Origin of the sequence: Geodermatophilus sabuli (genome assembly GCF_010686765.1) — a bacterium.
Lineage (GTDB): Bacteria > Actinomycetota > Actinomycetes > Mycobacteriales > Geodermatophilaceae > Geodermatophilus > Geodermatophilus sabuli_A.
The window spans coordinates 332,976-347,076 of the sequence record NZ_JAAGWF010000007.1 but is presented as its reverse complement, the minus strand read 5'-3'; the positions used below and the strand labels follow the sequence as shown (position 1 = coordinate 347,076).

Genomic DNA, 14,101 nt, shown 5'->3' with positions numbered 1-14,101 from the left:
GCGGACCTGTGGACGCTCAGCCGCCCGGGCGCCCCGGGAGCCGGCACCCTGCCGGAGGTGGGACGGAGATCAGGGGAGCCGGGGCCCCTCGGGCAGCTCGAGGTCGGGCTTGTCCAGCTCCTCGACGTTGACGTCCTTGAAGGTCAGCACCCGCACGTTGCGCACGAACCGGGCCGGCCGGTACATGTCCCAGACCCAGGCGTCGGAGAGCTTCAGCTCGAAGTAGACCTCACCGCCGGCCTCACGGACCTGGAGGTCGACGGAGTTGGCGAGGTAGAAGCGCCGCTCGGTCTCCACCACGTAGGTGAACTGCCGGACGATGTCCCGGTACTCGCGATAGAGCTGGAGCTCCATCTCGGTCTCGTACTTCTCCAGGTCCTCGGTGCTCATCGCGGCTCTCCGGACACAGGGCACATGGACCCATCATCGACCATGCCGGCGGAGCCGGTCAGCTGGGATGTCCGCTCGGCGTGTGCAGCGCGGGCGCGGGCGACGTTGACGAAGCGCAGCCGGTGCTCCTGGCACGGGCCGTGACGGTCCAGCGCGGCGCTGTGGGCGTCGGTGATGTAGCCCTTGTGGACGGCGAAGTCGTACTCCGGCCACCGCTCGTGCAGGTCGAGCATGATCCGGTCCCGGGTCACCTTGGCCAGCACCGAGGCGGCCGCCACGCAGGCCGCGACACGGTCGCCCTTCCAGACGGCCAAGGTGGGCCGGGCCAGCCCCGGCACGGGGAACCCGTCGGTGAGGACGTAGTCGGCCCCGGGCTCCAGGGTGCACACGGCCCGGCGCAGCGCCTCGATGTTCGTGACGTGCATGCCCCGAGCGTCGAGGTCGGCGACCGGGATGACGACGACCGACCAGGCCACCGCCCGGTCGACCACCTCCGCGTACACCCGGTCGCGACTGGCCGGCGTGAGCAACTTGGAGTCCGCGAGCCCGGGGACACGGCCGCGACGCCCGGGGGGCAGTACGCAGGCGGCCGCGACGAGGGGACCGGCACAGGCGCCGCGTCCGGCCTCGTCGGCCCCGGCGACAGCGGCGAAGCCGCGTCTCCGCAACGACCGCTCCATGTCCCACAGGGCGTCGGGGCGGTCGTCGTCGAGGGGCACCCGCCGGACGCGGACGGCCCGCTCGGCGGGGGCTGGAGCGGAACGGAGGGCCATCGGGATCCGACAGTACGACGGTGTGCTGACCGGTCGGCGACGACCCGGTGCCCGCCGGTGCCCGCCGCCGCGGCGGCTCCGCGGGAGCCCGCTCGACGGACGCCACGGGCCGGTCCCCGGGGGCAGAGGGGACCGGCCCGTGATCCGGTGGCCGGCGAGCGGCCCGGTCGGCGCCCGGTGCGGACCGCCGAGGAGGCGGACGGTCCGGACCGGGCGCACCGGGCTCTGCCGAGGACGGCAGACGGCCCCGACGGAGCCCGGTGGTGGGGGTGGATCAGATCTCGGCGGCCGCGAGGCTGTGCGCGCCGCAGGTGCAGCCGGGGTTGCGAGAGGAGAGCACCAGGGAGACCGCGTGCGCCCGGTCGCGGGCCCCCAGCTTGCGCAGGATGGCTTTGACGTGGGACTTGACGGTGTCCTCGCTGATGAACAGGTTCCGGCCGATCTGGCGGTTGGACTGCCCCTGGATCAGCTCGTCGAGAACGTCGGACTCGCGGCGGGTGAGCGGCACCTCCGGAGCGAACGGCTTGGCTGCCGGCGTGGCCGAGGGCTCGACGCGGCGGATCTGCGGGTCGACCACCGTGCGCCCGGCCCGGGCGGCGAGGATCGACCAGCCGAGCAGGGTCGGCGAGGTGTTGATCATCAGGTAGCCGCGGACGCCGGCGGCCAGGGCCTCGTTCACCACGGCGGGGTCCTCGGAGGTGCCCAGGGCGACGATGGTGACGCGGGGGTACCGGCGCCGCAGGTCACGGCAGGCGTTGAGGGTGGCGGCACGGCCGGAGCCCAGCTCGACCACGACCGCGTCGGGGCGGGCGGTCTCGACCAGGGTGAGCGCCCGGCGCAGCTCCCCCGGGCTGCCGACCGACTGCATGCCGGCCGTCTCGTTGATCATGCTGACCAGGCCCCGACGCAGGACGGGGGCGTCGGCGAGGATGAGGACGCGGGTGACGCCGCGGGCACTGCTCGCCATGGGGGTGGTCACAGCTGACTCCATTCACACGTTCGGGGAACTTCTCACGATCTCCATCGGACGGGTGAGACAGCTGCTTGACCCATTTCCGACAATTTGTCCGAACAATTCCAGAACGGGGCTCCGATGCATTCGTCGTCCCACGCGTAACGGTTCCGACGATGGGATGCCATTCATGTCGACATGGCGACGCCATTCCCTGGAGTGGCCGGGAGACGACTCGACCCGCACGCCCGGCGGATCGGGCGGTGCGGGTCGAGGGGTGCGCAGTGATCAGTCGCGGCGGCGGGGTGGTCGATCGCCGCGGTGGCGTCGCAGCGAGCGGGCGGTCCGCCGTCTCCGGCGCCAGGCGGTCAGCGGGACCGCACCGGCCAGCCCGAGGGCGTAGGGAGCGGCCAGCGCGCCGGCTCCGGTGTCGGCCACCGCCACACCCCCGGTCTCGGGCAGCGCCGCGGCGGCCTCGAGTCCCTGGATGTCGGGCGAGCCCAGCGTGCCGAGGCGGTCCAGCGGCCACACGATCAGCGCGGCCTTGCCGATCACGTCGTCCACCCCGATCGTGCCGGAGTACTTGTCGCCCATGTGCTGCTTGGAGTCGGCCGAGGCGGACCGGTGGTCGCCCATCACCCACAGCCGGTCCTCGGGGACCGTGACCGGCCCGAAGGCCCGGGTCTCGATCGGGGTGTTCTCGAAGATGTAGGGCTCGTCGAGCGGCTGACCGTCGACCATGACGCGGCCCTCGGGGTCACAGCACTGGACGGTCTGACCCGCGGTCGCGATCACGCGCTTGACGAAGTCGTCCTCGCTGGGGGGCGCCACCCCCACCGCGCGCCCCAGCCACAGCAGGGCGCCGGAGAACCAGTTGCTCGGCTCGGCCACGTCCACCTCCGGCGACCAGGTGTCGGGCCCCTCGAACACCACGATGTCGCCGGGTCCCGGCTCGCCGAACCAGTAGGGCACCTTGTTGACCAGGACCCGGTCACCCGTGCATCCAGGGCAGCCGTGCAGCGTCTGCTCCATCGAGCCCGACGGGATGAAGAAGGCCTGCACGAGGAAGGTCTTCACCAGCAGAGCGAGCACGAAGGCCACCAGCAGCAGCACCGGGAGCTCCCTGAGCAGCGAGCCCTTCTTCTCGTCCTCCTGGCGTTCGCGCCGGCGGCGGTGCCGCGACACCGGGTCGATCCGCCCCGTGTCGTCGGCGGTCTCCTCGCCGGCGGGCTCCCTCGCCGCGCGGGGTTCCTCGCCCCCTGGGACGACGTCGGCGGGCCTCCCGGGCCGGTCGCTGCTCATCGGGAGCCAGCGTACGGCCGCGGAGGACCCGCCGCGGTCAGGCCGGTCGAGCCGGCCGGGGAGCGTGTCAGCGAGACACGTTCTCGCGCTTCTCCTTGATCTTGGCGGCCTTGCCGCGCAGCTCGCGGAGGTAGTAGAGCTTGGCGCGGCGGACGTCACCGCGGGTGACGACCTCGATCTTCTCGACCACGGGGGTGTGCACCGGGAAGGTGCGCTCGACGCCGACGCCGAAGCTCACCTTGCGGACGGTGAAGGTCTCGCGGATGCCGCCACCCTGGCGGCGGATGACCGCGCCCTGGAAGACCTGGATGCGCGAGCGGTTGCCTTCGATGACGCGCACGTGCACCTTGACGGTGTCGCCCGGGCGGAACGCGGGGATGTCGTCGCGCAGCGAGTCGGCGTCGAGTACGTCCAGGGTGTTCATCGCGGCAGTCCTCAGTCTCAGCAGTGGCTCGTTCACGGTCCGGACAGCGGAAGTCCCCGGCTGTCCGTTCCGGGGGGCTGCGCTCCGCGAGCAGCTCCCGTCGAGGGGCCGGCGGTCCGCAGCAGCTCCCTACTGTGCCACAAGTTCACTCGACGAAGCGCGGCGGCCCCGTCCACGGGCCGTGCAGCAGGTCCGCGAGCAGGACCGGCAGCTCGCGTGGCGCGAGCGGGACCGGGCTGGTCGCCAGCTCGTCCGCGCTCCACCACCGGTGCGGCTCGTCCCCCAGGACCTCCAGCTCCGTCCGGCCGCGCGGATCCACCTCGTGGACGACGTCGCGCAGCACGAAGAAGGTCTCGCGGGAGTCGACGTCCACCCCGCCGAAGACCCCGACGTGCCGCCGGAACCACACCGGCCCCTCCAGGGACGCCGGGTCCGCGACCAGCCCGACCTCCTCGGCGAGCTCCCGGACGGCGGCCTGGCGGACGCTCTCCCCCGGCTCCACCCCTCCGCCGGGGGTGTACCAGAACAGCACGTCACCGGGCGGCACCGCCGGGTCGGTGAGCCGGGCGCCGAGCAGCAGCACGCGGCCGGCCGGGTCGAGGACGACGATCCGGGCCGTGGGCCGCACGATCGCGCCGGTCACGGGGCGGTGGGGCCCAACGCCGCGCGGTCGGCGGGCGTGAGTGTGTCGCCGGGCAGGGCGGCCAGCAGGTCGGGCCGGCGGGCCGCCGTCCGCCGCAGGGACTCCGCCCGCCGCCAGCGGGCGATGGCGGCGTGGTCCCCGGAGAGCAGCACCGGTGGGACGTCGCGACCCCGCCACGACGCCGGGCGGGTGTAGCTGGGCCCCTCGAGCAGCCCGTCGGCGTGCGAGTCGTACTCGACCGACTCCCGGTTGCCCACGACGCCGGGCAGCAGCCGGGTGACCGCCTCGACCATCACGAGCACCGCCGATTCGCCGCCGGCCAGCACGTAGTCGCCGATCGACACCTCGGAGACGGGCCCGGCGTCGGCGGCCCAGTCGGCCACCCGCTGGTCGATGCCCTCGTAGCGGCCGCAGGCGAAGACCAGTCCGGGCTCGGTGGCCCACGCGGCGGCCATCGCCTGGGTGAACGGCTGACCGGCCGGGGTGGGCACGACCAGGCGGGTGCCCGGTGGGCGGACGGCGTCGAGGGCACGTCCCCACGGCTCCGGCCGCATCACCATGCCCGGTCCGCCGCCGTACGGGGCGTCGTCGACCGTGCGGTGCACGTCGTCGGTCCACTGGCGCAGGTCGTGGACGCCGATGGTGACCAGGCCGCGCTCGGCGGCCTTGCCCAGCAGCGACTGCCCCAGCGGGGCGAGGTACTCCGGGAAGATCGTGACGACGTCGATGCGCACCGGTCAGAGCTCCAGCAGGCCCTCGGGCGGGTCCACGACGAGGAACCCGCCGGCGACGTCGACGCTGGTCACGATGGCGGAGACGAAGGGCACCAGCGCCTCTCCACCCGCCCCACGGCGGAGGACGAGCAGGTCCTGCGCCTCGTGCCGGACGGCGGTCACCTCGCCCACGACGGTGCCGTCGGGCAGCCGCGCGGTGAGGCCGACCAGCTGGTGGTCGTAGAAGGAGTCGGGGTCCTCGATCTCGGGGAGGTCCGCGACCGGGACCAGCAGCAGGGTGTTGCGCAGCGCGTCGACGGCCTCGCGGGTGCCGTAGACCTCTCCGGTCGGACCGGCCAGCTGCAGCAGCAGGGTGCCGCTGTGCCAGCGCTTGTCGACGACGGTCAACGGACCGCGCTCCGGCGGATCGGTGACGAGCGCCTCCCCCGGGGCGAACCGGAGGTCGGGGTCGTCGGTGCGCACCTCGACGGTGGCGAGACCCCGGACACCGTGGGGCCGGCCGATGCGGCCGACCACCACGGTGTCCGGGGAGGGTTCGCGCGGGGCGCGGGGCGAGCTGGTGCTCAACGCCCGTCGGTGTCGACGACGTCGACCCGCAGGCCACGCCCCCCGACACCGGTCATCACGGTGCGCAGCGCCTTGGCAGTGCGCCCGCCGCGGCCGATGACCTTGCCGAGGTCGTCGGGGTGCACCCGGACCTCGAGGGTCTTGCCGCGGCGGTTGCTCAGCAGGTCGACCGTCACGTCCTCGGGATGGTCCACGATGCCCTTGACCAGGTGCTCGAGCGCCTCTTCGAGCACGTCTTACTCGGCGGGCGTCGCGGTGCCGGCCTCGGCCGGCGCCGTGTCCTCGGCAGCCGCCTTGGGTGCGGCGGCCTTCTTCTTCGCGGTGGTCGCGCCGGCAGCCGGCTCGTCGCCACCGGAGTTGCGGACGGCCTCCTCGTAGAGGGCCTTCTTGTCCGGCTTGGGGGCCGCGACCTTCATGGGCGGCGGGGCGGGCTCGCCCTTGAACTTCTGCCAGTCACCGGTCACCCGGAAGATGGCGGCGACGGCCTCGGTCGGCTGGGCGCCGACGCCGAGCCAGTACTGCGCCCGCTCGGTGTCGACCTCGATGAAGGACGGGTCCTCCTTCGGGTGGTACTTGCCGATCGTCTCGATCGAGCGGCCGTCCCGCTTGGTGCGGGCGTCGGCGACGACGATGCGGTAGTACGGCGCGCGCATCTTGCCCAGGCGCATGAGCTTGATCTTGGTGGCCACGGTGGGTGGTGTGCTCCTCGAACGCTTTCGTCGGTTGCCCGCCGGACGGACGCGTGGGGGTACGCCGGGGCGGAGCGAGGGACACGGCCGGCAACGGTGAGAGGGCCGCAGACCGCCGTGTTCGACGGTCCATGATGCCAGACGCGCGGAGGTGCCGCCCTGGCCCCTCTGCAGGGTCGCGCCGCGGGGTGCGAGTGGCGGGGGCAGAGGGGTCCTTCAGCGGCCCCGGACGGCGGACAGCACGCGGGCGCCGACCTCGGCGACCGGTACCTCCTCGCGCTCCCCCGTCCTCCGGTCGCGGACCTCGATCACGCCCTGGGCCAGGCCACGGCCGACCGTCACGATCGTCGGCATGCCGAGCAGCTCGGCGTCCTTGAACTTCACCCCGGGCGACACCTTCGGCCGGTCGTCGTAGAGCACCGTCAGTCCGGCGGCGACCAGCTCGTTCGCCAGCGCCTCGGCGGCCTCGAACACGGCGGCGTCCTTGCCGGTCGCGACGACGTGCACGTCGGCGGGCGCCACCTCGCGCGGCCAGACCAGGCCGAGCTCGTCGTGCGTCGACTCCGCGATCGCGGCGACGGCGCGGGACACCCCGACCCCGTAGGAGCCCATGGTCACCGTGACCAGCTTGCCGTTCTCGTCGAGCACCTTGAGGTCGAGCGCCTCGGCGTACTTGCGGCCGAGCTGGAAGATGTGGCCCATCTCGACGCCGCGGGCGAGCTCGAGCGGACCGGAGCCGTCGGGCGCCGGGTCGCCCGCCAGCAGCTCGGCTGCCTCGATGACGCCGTCCCAGGTGAAGTCCCGGCCGGCGACCAGGTCGAACACGTGCCTGCCCGGCTCGTTGGCGCCGGTGACCCACCGGCTGCCCGGGACGATCCGGGGGTCGACCAGGTAGCGGATCTTCGACTCGCTCTGCGAACCGAGCACCTGCGGCCCGATGTACCCCTTGACGAGGGCCGGGTTGCCGGCGAAGTCGGTGAACGGCTCGACCTCGGCCGGCGAGACCTGCGCCTCCAGCCGCTTGGCGTCGACGTCGCGGTCGCCGGGCAGGCCGACGACGAGGGGCTCGCGCGTGCCGTCGGGGTGCACCAGCGTGACCACGACGTTCTTCAGCGTCGACGCGGCGGTGTACCCGGCGTCGGGGAACAGCTCCCGCGCGACGGCCACGAGCGTCTCGATGGTCGGGGTGTCGGGGGTGTCCTCGACGTGCGCCTCGGGCAGCCCGTCGAACGGGATCGCCTCGGGGACGACGGTCGACACCGCCTCGACGTTGGCGGCGTAGCCACCGGGCGAGCGGACGAAGGTGTCCTCGCCGATCGGGGTCGGGTGCAGGAACTCCTCGCTCTTCGAGCCGCCCATCGCGCCCGACATCGCCGACACGATCACGTAGTCCAGCCCGAGCCGGTCGAAGATCTTGATGTAGGCGGCGCGGTGCGCGGCGTAGGAGCGGTCCAGCCCGGCGTCGTCGACGTCGAAGGAGTAGCTGTCCTTCATCGTGAACTCGCGCCCGCGGAACAGCCCCGCCCGCGGCCGCGCCTCGTCCCGGTACTTCGTCTGGATCTGGTACAGCGAGAGCGGCAGGTCCTTGTACGAGCCGTAGAGGTCCTTCACCAGGAGCGTGAACATCTCCTCGTGCGTGGGCCCGAGCAGGAAGTCGTTGCCCCGGCGGTCCTTCAGCCGGAACAGGTTGGGGCCGTACTCGGTCCACCGGTTGGTCGCCTCGTACGGCTCGCGGGGCAGCAGCGCCGGGAAGTGCACCTCCTGCGCGCCCATCGCGTCCATCTCCTCGCGGACGATGCGCTCGACGTTGCGGAAGACGCGGAAGCCCAGCGGCAGCCAGGTGAAGCCACCCGGCGCGGCCCGGCGGATGTACCCGCCGCGGGCGAGCAGCCGGTGGCTGGGGACCTCGGCGTCGGCCGGGTCGTCACGCAGGGTCCGCAGGAACAGGGTCGACATCCGCAACAGCACGGCGCACATTGTCGCCCTCCGGGCTCCCACCGCTGCCAGGCGCCCTCCCGCAGCGCGTGGAGCCGCTCGTCCCCGTTCCCGCTCGGGGGACCTCCGGCCCCCGGTCCCGGAGACCTCCACCGCTGCCGGGCGCCCTCCCGCAGCGGCGTGGAGCCGCTCGTCCCCGTCCCGCACGGGGGACCTCCCCCGCTCCCGGGGCACCGTGCGGGATCGCAGAGAGCACCGCCGGGCTCGGCCCCGGGGGTGGCCGAGCCCGGCGGTGGGCCGGGAGGGAGCAGTCGTCGGGTGGTGTCCTCAGTCGTCGGAGCCGGAACCGCCGCGGCCGCGACCCGAGGAGTCGTCACCGGGACCGTCGTCCGAGCCGTGACCTCCGCCGCGGCGACCGTCGGAGTCGTCGGGAGCCGACGGGCCGGTCGACGCCGAGCTGGAGCCGGAACTCCGGCCGGCGCCGTCCTCACCGGTACGGATGTCCACGTCGGAGAAGGACGGTGTGCCGTCGACGCAGGTGACGTGCACCTCGACCTTCCCGTCCTCGCTCTCGAACTCGACCTCACCGCGCTCGTCCTGGTCGTCGAGCCACCAGCCGGTGGCCGGCGCGGCGGCCACCTGCAGGACGTCGCCGTCGCAGGAGGCGACGATCGTGCCGCCGACGGTCGAGTACTCGCCGGAGGTCGGAGCCGGGGCGGGCGGCACGGGTGCAGGGGTGGTCGTGTCGCCCGGCGGGGTGGTCGACGGCGCGGTGCTGCCGGCGGTGGCCGCGGCGGGGGCGGTCCCCGGCGAGGCGCCCGCGTCCACGAGCGACACGGCGAGCAGTCCCAGCCCGACGGCGGCTGCCGCCGAGGCGGTCCAGAGGGCTCCGAAGGCCACGGCTCGCTTCACGGGACAGACCCTGCCGTCGCTCGGGTTAAGGCCACACCAAGAGGGTGACAAGGGCAGGTGCGGTTCTCATCCCCCCGAGTGGGGGCCCCTCCGATCCCGACCGGACGGCGCTAGCGTCCCGCCGTGGCCCAGGTGCTGGTGGTGGAGGACGACGAGCGCATCCGCAGTGCGGTCATCCGGGCACTGCGCGAGCGCGGACACGCCGTCAGCTCCGCGGGCACCGCCCTCGCCGGGCTGCAGCTCGCGGTCGAGGAGCGGCCGGACCTCGTCGTCCTCGACCTGGGGCTGCCCGACCTCGACGGCGGTGAGCTGCTGCGGATGCTGCGCGCGGTCTCCGCGGTCCCGGTCATCGTGGCCACCGCGCGGGACGACGACGGCAGCGTCGTCGCGGCCCTCGACGCCGGCGCCGACGACTACGTGGTGAAGCCCTTCTCCGCCGGTCAGCTCGACGCCCGCATCCGCGCCGTGCTCCGCCGCGCCGCCGGTGCCGAGACCGGCCCGGAACCGGTGACCGTCGGCGACCTCACCGTCGACCCGCGCAGCCGCCGGGTCACCTGCGGCGGGACGCCGGTCGAGCTGTCCCCCAAGGAGTTCGACCTGCTCGCCTACCTGGCCGCCCGCGCCGGCACGGTGGTGTCCAAGCGCGAGCTGCTCACCGAGGTCTGGCAGCTGCCCTACGGCGGGTCGGACAAGACCGTCGACGTCCACCTGTCGTGGCTGCGCCGCAAGCTGGGCGAGTCCGCCGCGCAGCCGCGGCTGCTCCAGACCGTCCGCGGCGTCGGGGTCCGCCTGGCCGAGCCCCCGCCGTGAGGCGCCGGATCACCCTGCTGGTCGCCGCGACCACGTCGATCGTGCTCCTGGCCTTCCTGCTGCCGGCCGCCGTGCTCGTCTCCCAGGTCGCCGAGTCGCGGGCCATCGACACCGCCCAGGCGCAGCTGCAGGTCCTCATCCCCTCGGTCGGCCTCGACGGGCGCGACGAGGCGGCGGCCGCCGTCGCCGCGGCCTCGGGCGGGGGACGGAGCGTCACCGCCCGCTGGACCGACGGCACCTGGCTGGGCGGCACCGGCGTCCTGGGCGACGCCGAGCCGCCGGCCGGACCGGAGGTCCGGGAGGCCGCCGACGGCACCCGCCTCGTCCAGCCGGTGCGCCGGGACGACGGCGTCGCCGTCGTGGAGCTGTTCGTCCCGGCGGCCGAGCTGCGCGCCGGCGTGACGCGGACCTGGCTGGTGCTCGGCGGGCTGGGCGTCGTCCTGCTGGTGCTGGCGCTCGTGGTCGCCGACCGCCTCGCCCGGTCCCTGACCCGGCCGGTGACCGACCTGGCGACAACCGCGCTGCGGCTGGGCAGCGGCGACCTCACCGCCCGCGTCACGCCGGACGGGCCGGTGGAGGTCCGCGAGGTCGGCACCGCGCTGAACCGGCTGGCCGGGCGGATCGGGGAGCTCCTGACCGCCGAGCGGGAGTCGGCCGCGGACCTCGCCCACCGGCTGCGCACCCCGCTGACCGCGCTCCGGCTGGACGCCGAGGCGCTGCCGGCGGCCGCGGACCGCGAACGGCTGCTCGACGACGTCGACGCGCTCAGCCGGGGCGTCGACGAGGTCATCTCCGAGGCGCGCCGCACCGTCCGCGAGGGGCTGGGCGCCGGCTGCGACGCCGTCGCGGTGCTCGCCGACCGGGTGCGGTTCTGGTCCGTGCTGGCCGAGGAGGAGCAGCGCGACGTCGGCGTGCAGCTGGCGGAGGGACCGCTGCCGGTCCGCGTCGCCGCCGCCGACCTCGGCGCGGCCGTGGACGCGCTGCTCGGCAACGTCTTCGCGCACACCCCCGAGGGCACCGGCTTCCGCGTCGCCGTCCGGCCGCGGGACGGCGGCGGCGCCGTCGTCACCGTCGCCGACCGGGGCCCGGGGATGACCGACGACGCGGTGGGGCGCGGGCACAGCGGCGGTGGCTCCACCGGCCTGGGCCTGGACATCGCCCGGCGCACCGCGGAGGGCTCCGGCGGGCGGCTGCGGCTGGCCGCCTCAGCCACCGGCACGGACGTCACCCTGGAGCTCGGACCGCCGGCTGGTCAGTAGACCCGGCCCCGCAGGAGGGTCAGCGCCGGCCGGGCGAGGACCGACAGGTCGGCCCGCGGGTCGCCGTCGTAGACGACGAGGTCGGCGGGCGCGCCCTCCTCGAGGGCCGGCAGGCCCAGCCAGGCGCGCGCCGCCCACGAGGCGGCCGCCAGCGCGGCCTCCGCGGGCAGCCCGGCGGTGGCGAGCGCGCGCACCTCGTCGGCGATGCGGCCGTGCTCGATGCCGCCACCCGCGTCGGTGCCGGCGAACACCGGCACCCCCGCCTCGAACGCCGCCCGGACGACGGCGCCGGAGGTCGCGTAGAGCCGCCGCATCGTGCTCGCGTAGGCGGGGAACCGCCGCTCCCCCGCCGCGGCGAAGCCGGGGAAGTTCTCCACGTTGACCAGCGTCGGGACCACGGCCGTGCCCCGGGCGGCCATCTGGCCGATCAGCTCCTCGGTGAGGCCGGTGCCGTGCTCGATGCAGTCGATGCCCGCCCCGATCAGCCCGGGCAACGCGTCGGCGCCGAACGTGTGCGCGGTGACCCGGGCGCCCTCGGCGTGCGCGGCGTCGATCGCCGCGGCGAGCTCGCCGTCCGGCCACTCCGGGGCGAGGTCGCCGGCGTCCCGGTCGATCCAGTCGCCCACGAGCTTGACCCAGCCGTCGCCGCGCCGGGCCTGCACGCGGACCTCGTCGGCGAGCGCGTCGGGCTCGATCTCGACGCCCAGGCCGGGGATGTAGCGCCGGGTGCGGGCGATGTGCCGGCCGGCGCGGAGGATGCGGGGCAGGTCCGGCTCGTCGTCCAGGGCCCGGGTGTCGACCGGGGAGCCGCAGTCGCGCAGCGCCAGCACCCCCGCCGTCCGCTCGGCCACCGCCTGCTCGCGGAGACCGGCGAGGTCGCCGACGGGCTGACCGCCCGGGCCGATGCCGACGTGGCAGTGCGCGTCGACCAGGCCGGGCACCAGCCAGCCGCCCCGGCTGACCGTCTCGGCCCCGGCCAGGTGCTCGAACGTGATCCGCCCGTCCCGCACCCACAGGTCGCGGTGCTCCGCCGCGGGGAGGACGACTCCCGACAGGTGGAAGGCGGGGGCGCTCACTGACCCGGCCGGTCGTCCTTGAACTGGCTGAAGTCGAGCTTGCTGAGGTCGGGCAACTGCTGGCCGGGCGGGAGGCTGGGCATGCCGCCCGGCAGCCCGCCACCGGGGAAGCCACCGCCGGGGAAGCCGCCGGGGGGCAGGCCCGGTGCACCCGCGGGCCGCCGGGCGGGGCCGCCCTTGCCCTTCCCCTTGCCGCCCTTCCCCTTGCCCTTCTTCGACTGCGCCTGCATCTGACGGCCGCGGGCCTTCTTCGACATGGGGCCCATGCCGGGCAGGCCCATGCTGCCGGCCATCTGGCCCATCATCTTCTGCGCCTGGGCGAACCGTTCGAGCAGCTGGTTGACCTCGGTCACGGTCACGCCGGAACCGTTGGCGATGCGCACCCGGCGCGACGAGTTGATGATCTTGGAGTTGACCCGCTCCTCGGGCGTCATGGAGCGGATGATCGCCGCGGTGCGGTCGAGGTCGCGGTCGTCGACCTGCTTGAGCTGCTCCTTCATCGCCCCCGCGCCCGGCAGCATGCCGAGCAGGTTGGCGATCGGCCCCATCTTCCGGATGGCCATCATCTGCTCGAGGAAGTCCTCGAGCGTGAAGCCCTCCCGCGAGGCGAGCTTGCCGGCCATCCGCTCGGCCTGGTCGGCGTCGAAGGCCTGCTCGGCCTGCTCGATCAGGGTCAGCACGTCGCCCATCCCGAGGATGCGCGAGGCCATCCGCTCGGGGTGGAAGACGTCGAAGTCGGTCAGCTTCTCGCCGGTGGAGGCGAACATGATCGGCTGACCGGTCACGTAGCGGACCGACAGCGCCGCACCACCGCGGGCGTCACCGTCGAGCTTGGTGAGGACGACGCCGGAGAAGCCGACCCCGTCGGCGAACGCCTGCGCCGTGGTGACCGCGTCCTGCCCGATCATGGCGTCGACGACGAACAGCGTCTCGTCCGGCGACACGGCGTCCCGGATGCCGGCGGCCTGGGCCATCAGCTCGGCGTCGATGCCCAGCCGGCCGGCGGTGTCGACGACGACGACGTCGTGCATCGTGCGGCGGGCGTGCTCGATCGAGTCCGCGGCCACCCGGATCGGGTCGCCGATGCCGTTGCCGGGCTCGGGGGCGTAGACGTCCACGCCCGCCTGCCCGGCCACGATCGACAGCTGGTTCACCGCGTTGGGGCGCTGCAGGTCACAGGCGACCAGCAGCGGCGCGTGGCCCTGGGCCTTCAGCCACCGGCCGAGCTTGCCGGCCAGCGTGGTCTTACCGGAGCCCTGCAGACCGGCCAGCATGATGACCGTCGGCGACTGCTTGGCGTAGCGCAGCCGCCGGGTCTCGCCACCGAGGATCTGGATGAGCTCCTCGTTTACGATCTTGATGACCTGCTGGGCCGGGTTCAGCGCCTGGGAGACCTCCGCGCCGCGGGCCCGTTCCTTGACGGCGGCGATGAACGCCCGCACGGCCGGCAGCGCGACGTCGGCCTCCAGCAGCGCGATACGGATCTCGCGCGCGGTGGCGTCGATGTCGGCGTCGGTGAGCCGGCCCTTGCCGCGCAGGCCGCTGAAGACCTTGTCCAGGCGGTCGGAGAGGGTCTCGAACACAGCACGTCCTCAGCAGTTCTCGCGGGCGCGGCCCGCCGGTCGGACCGACCGG

General features: G+C 74.2%; 16 protein-coding genes. 2 read left to right on the top strand and 14 right to left on the bottom strand.

Annotation, left to right across the window (positions count from 1 at the left end; all coding sequences use genetic code 11):
- Nucleotides 1-69: 69 nt before the first annotated feature.
- The 12 genes from GCU56_RS06585 to GCU56_RS06530 all read right to left on the bottom strand — a co-directional run bounded on the left by GCU56_RS06585 (nt 70) and on the right by GCU56_RS06530 (nt 9,321).
- Nucleotides 70-390 carry a DUF2469 domain-containing protein gene (locus tag GCU56_RS06585; protein ID WP_163480691.1) on the bottom strand — a complete coding sequence of 107 codons (321 nt, stop codon included), beginning with the start codon at nt 388-390 and terminating at the stop codon, nt 70-72.
- Nucleotides 387-1,163 (bottom strand): ribonuclease HII, encoded by a 777-nt coding sequence (locus GCU56_RS06580; protein WP_163480690.1) that lies wholly within the window; start codon nt 1,161-1,163, stop codon nt 387-389. The genes GCU56_RS06585 and GCU56_RS06580 overlap by 4 nt, the downstream gene beginning before the upstream one ends.
- A 274-nt stretch (nt 1,164-1,437) precedes the next feature.
- Nucleotides 1,438-2,142 (bottom strand): response regulator transcription factor, encoded by a 705-nt coding sequence (locus tag GCU56_RS06575; RefSeq protein ID WP_345771683.1) that lies wholly within the window; start codon nt 2,140-2,142, stop codon nt 1,438-1,440.
- Nucleotides 2,143-2,403: 261 nt separating this feature from the next.
- On the bottom strand, nt 2,404-3,417 hold the full coding sequence (gene lepB / locus GCU56_RS06570; protein WP_163480689.1) for a signal peptidase I: 1,014 nt from the start codon (nt 3,415-3,417) through the stop codon (nt 2,404-2,406).
- Nucleotides 3,418-3,484: 67 nt separating this feature from the next.
- Nucleotides 3,485-3,841, bottom strand: a complete 357-nt coding sequence (gene rplS / locus GCU56_RS06565; protein ID WP_163480688.1) for a 50S ribosomal protein L19 — start codon at nt 3,839-3,841, stop codon at nt 3,485-3,487.
- 145 nt (nt 3,842-3,986) lie between these two features.
- Nucleotides 3,987-4,484: an NUDIX domain-containing protein gene (locus GCU56_RS06560; RefSeq protein ID WP_163480687.1), complete on the bottom strand. Its 498-nt coding sequence runs from the start codon at nt 4,482-4,484 to the stop codon at nt 3,987-3,989.
- On the bottom strand, nt 4,481-5,218 hold the full coding sequence (trmD, locus tag GCU56_RS06555; RefSeq protein WP_163480686.1) for a tRNA (guanosine(37)-N1)-methyltransferase TrmD: 738 nt from the start codon (nt 5,216-5,218) through the stop codon (nt 4,481-4,483). Before trmD ends, GCU56_RS06560 begins: the two co-directional genes overlap by 4 nt.
- 3 nt (nt 5,219-5,221) lie before the next feature.
- Nucleotides 5,222-5,785, bottom strand: coding sequence for a ribosome maturation factor RimM (gene rimM, locus GCU56_RS06550; RefSeq protein ID WP_163480685.1), 564 nt, complete (start codon nt 5,783-5,785; stop codon nt 5,222-5,224).
- A complete protein-coding gene (locus GCU56_RS06545; protein WP_012949998.1) occupies nt 5,782-6,018 on the bottom strand; it encodes an RNA-binding protein in 237 nt (78 codons plus the stop codon). The genes rimM and GCU56_RS06545 overlap by 4 nt, the downstream gene beginning before the upstream one ends.
- 3 nt (nt 6,019-6,021) lie before the next feature.
- Nucleotides 6,022-6,474 carry a 30S ribosomal protein S16 gene (gene rpsP, locus GCU56_RS06540; protein WP_163480684.1) on the bottom strand — a complete coding sequence of 151 codons (453 nt, stop codon included), beginning with the start codon at nt 6,472-6,474 and terminating at the stop codon, nt 6,022-6,024.
- A 216-nt stretch (nt 6,475-6,690) separates the two neighbouring features.
- Nucleotides 6,691-8,442: a proline--tRNA ligase gene (locus GCU56_RS06535; protein WP_163480683.1), complete on the bottom strand. Its 1,752-nt coding sequence runs from the start codon at nt 8,440-8,442 to the stop codon at nt 6,691-6,693.
- 294 nt (nt 8,443-8,736) lie between these two features.
- On the bottom strand, nt 8,737-9,321 hold the full coding sequence (locus tag GCU56_RS06530) for a hypothetical protein (RefSeq protein WP_163480682.1): 585 nt from the start codon (nt 9,319-9,321) through the stop codon (nt 8,737-8,739).
- Between the two features lie 123 nt (nt 9,322-9,444).
- On the opposite strand from GCU56_RS06530, the gene GCU56_RS06525 reads away from it, so the two are divergent.
- Together GCU56_RS06525 and GCU56_RS25050 are read left to right on the top strand one after the other, a co-directional pair.
- On the top strand, nt 9,445-10,131 hold the full coding sequence (locus GCU56_RS06525) for a response regulator (RefSeq protein ID WP_163480681.1): 687 nt from the start codon (nt 9,445-9,447) through the stop codon (nt 10,129-10,131).
- On the top strand, nt 10,128-11,390 hold the full coding sequence (locus GCU56_RS25050; RefSeq protein ID WP_163480680.1) for a HAMP domain-containing protein: 1,263 nt from the start codon (nt 10,128-10,130) through the stop codon (nt 11,388-11,390). The genes GCU56_RS06525 and GCU56_RS25050 overlap by 4 nt, the downstream gene beginning before the upstream one ends.
- On the opposite strand, the gene GCU56_RS06515 is transcribed toward GCU56_RS25050, so the two are convergent.
- A complete protein-coding gene (locus GCU56_RS06515) occupies nt 11,384-12,466 on the bottom strand; it encodes an amidohydrolase family protein (RefSeq protein WP_163480679.1) in 1,083 nt (360 codons plus the stop codon). The genes GCU56_RS25050 and GCU56_RS06515 overlap by 7 nt on opposite strands.
- On the bottom strand, nt 12,463-14,049 hold the full coding sequence (ffh, locus tag GCU56_RS06510; RefSeq protein ID WP_163480678.1) for a signal recognition particle protein: 1,587 nt from the start codon (nt 14,047-14,049) through the stop codon (nt 12,463-12,465). Before ffh ends, GCU56_RS06515 begins: the two co-directional genes overlap by 4 nt.
- Nucleotides 14,050-14,101: the final 52 nt, after the last annotated feature.

What these genes read in the sequence shown, in the direction of transcription:
- GCU56_RS06585 (WP_163480691.1), bottom strand. Translation starts at nt 390, where the DNA reads ATGAGCACCGAGGACCTGGAGAAGTACGAGACCGAGATGGAGCTCCAG.
- GCU56_RS06580 (WP_163480690.1), bottom strand. Translation starts at nt 1,163, where the DNA reads ATGGCCCTCCGTTCCGCTCCAGCCCCCGCCGAGCGGGCCGTCCGCGTC.
- lepB (WP_163480689.1), bottom strand. Translation starts at nt 3,417, where the DNA reads ATGAGCAGCGACCGGCCCGGGAGGCCCGCCGACGTCGTCCCAGGGGGC.
- rplS (WP_163480688.1), bottom strand. Translation starts at nt 3,841, where the DNA reads ATGAACACCCTGGACGTACTCGACGCCGACTCGCTGCGCGACGACATC.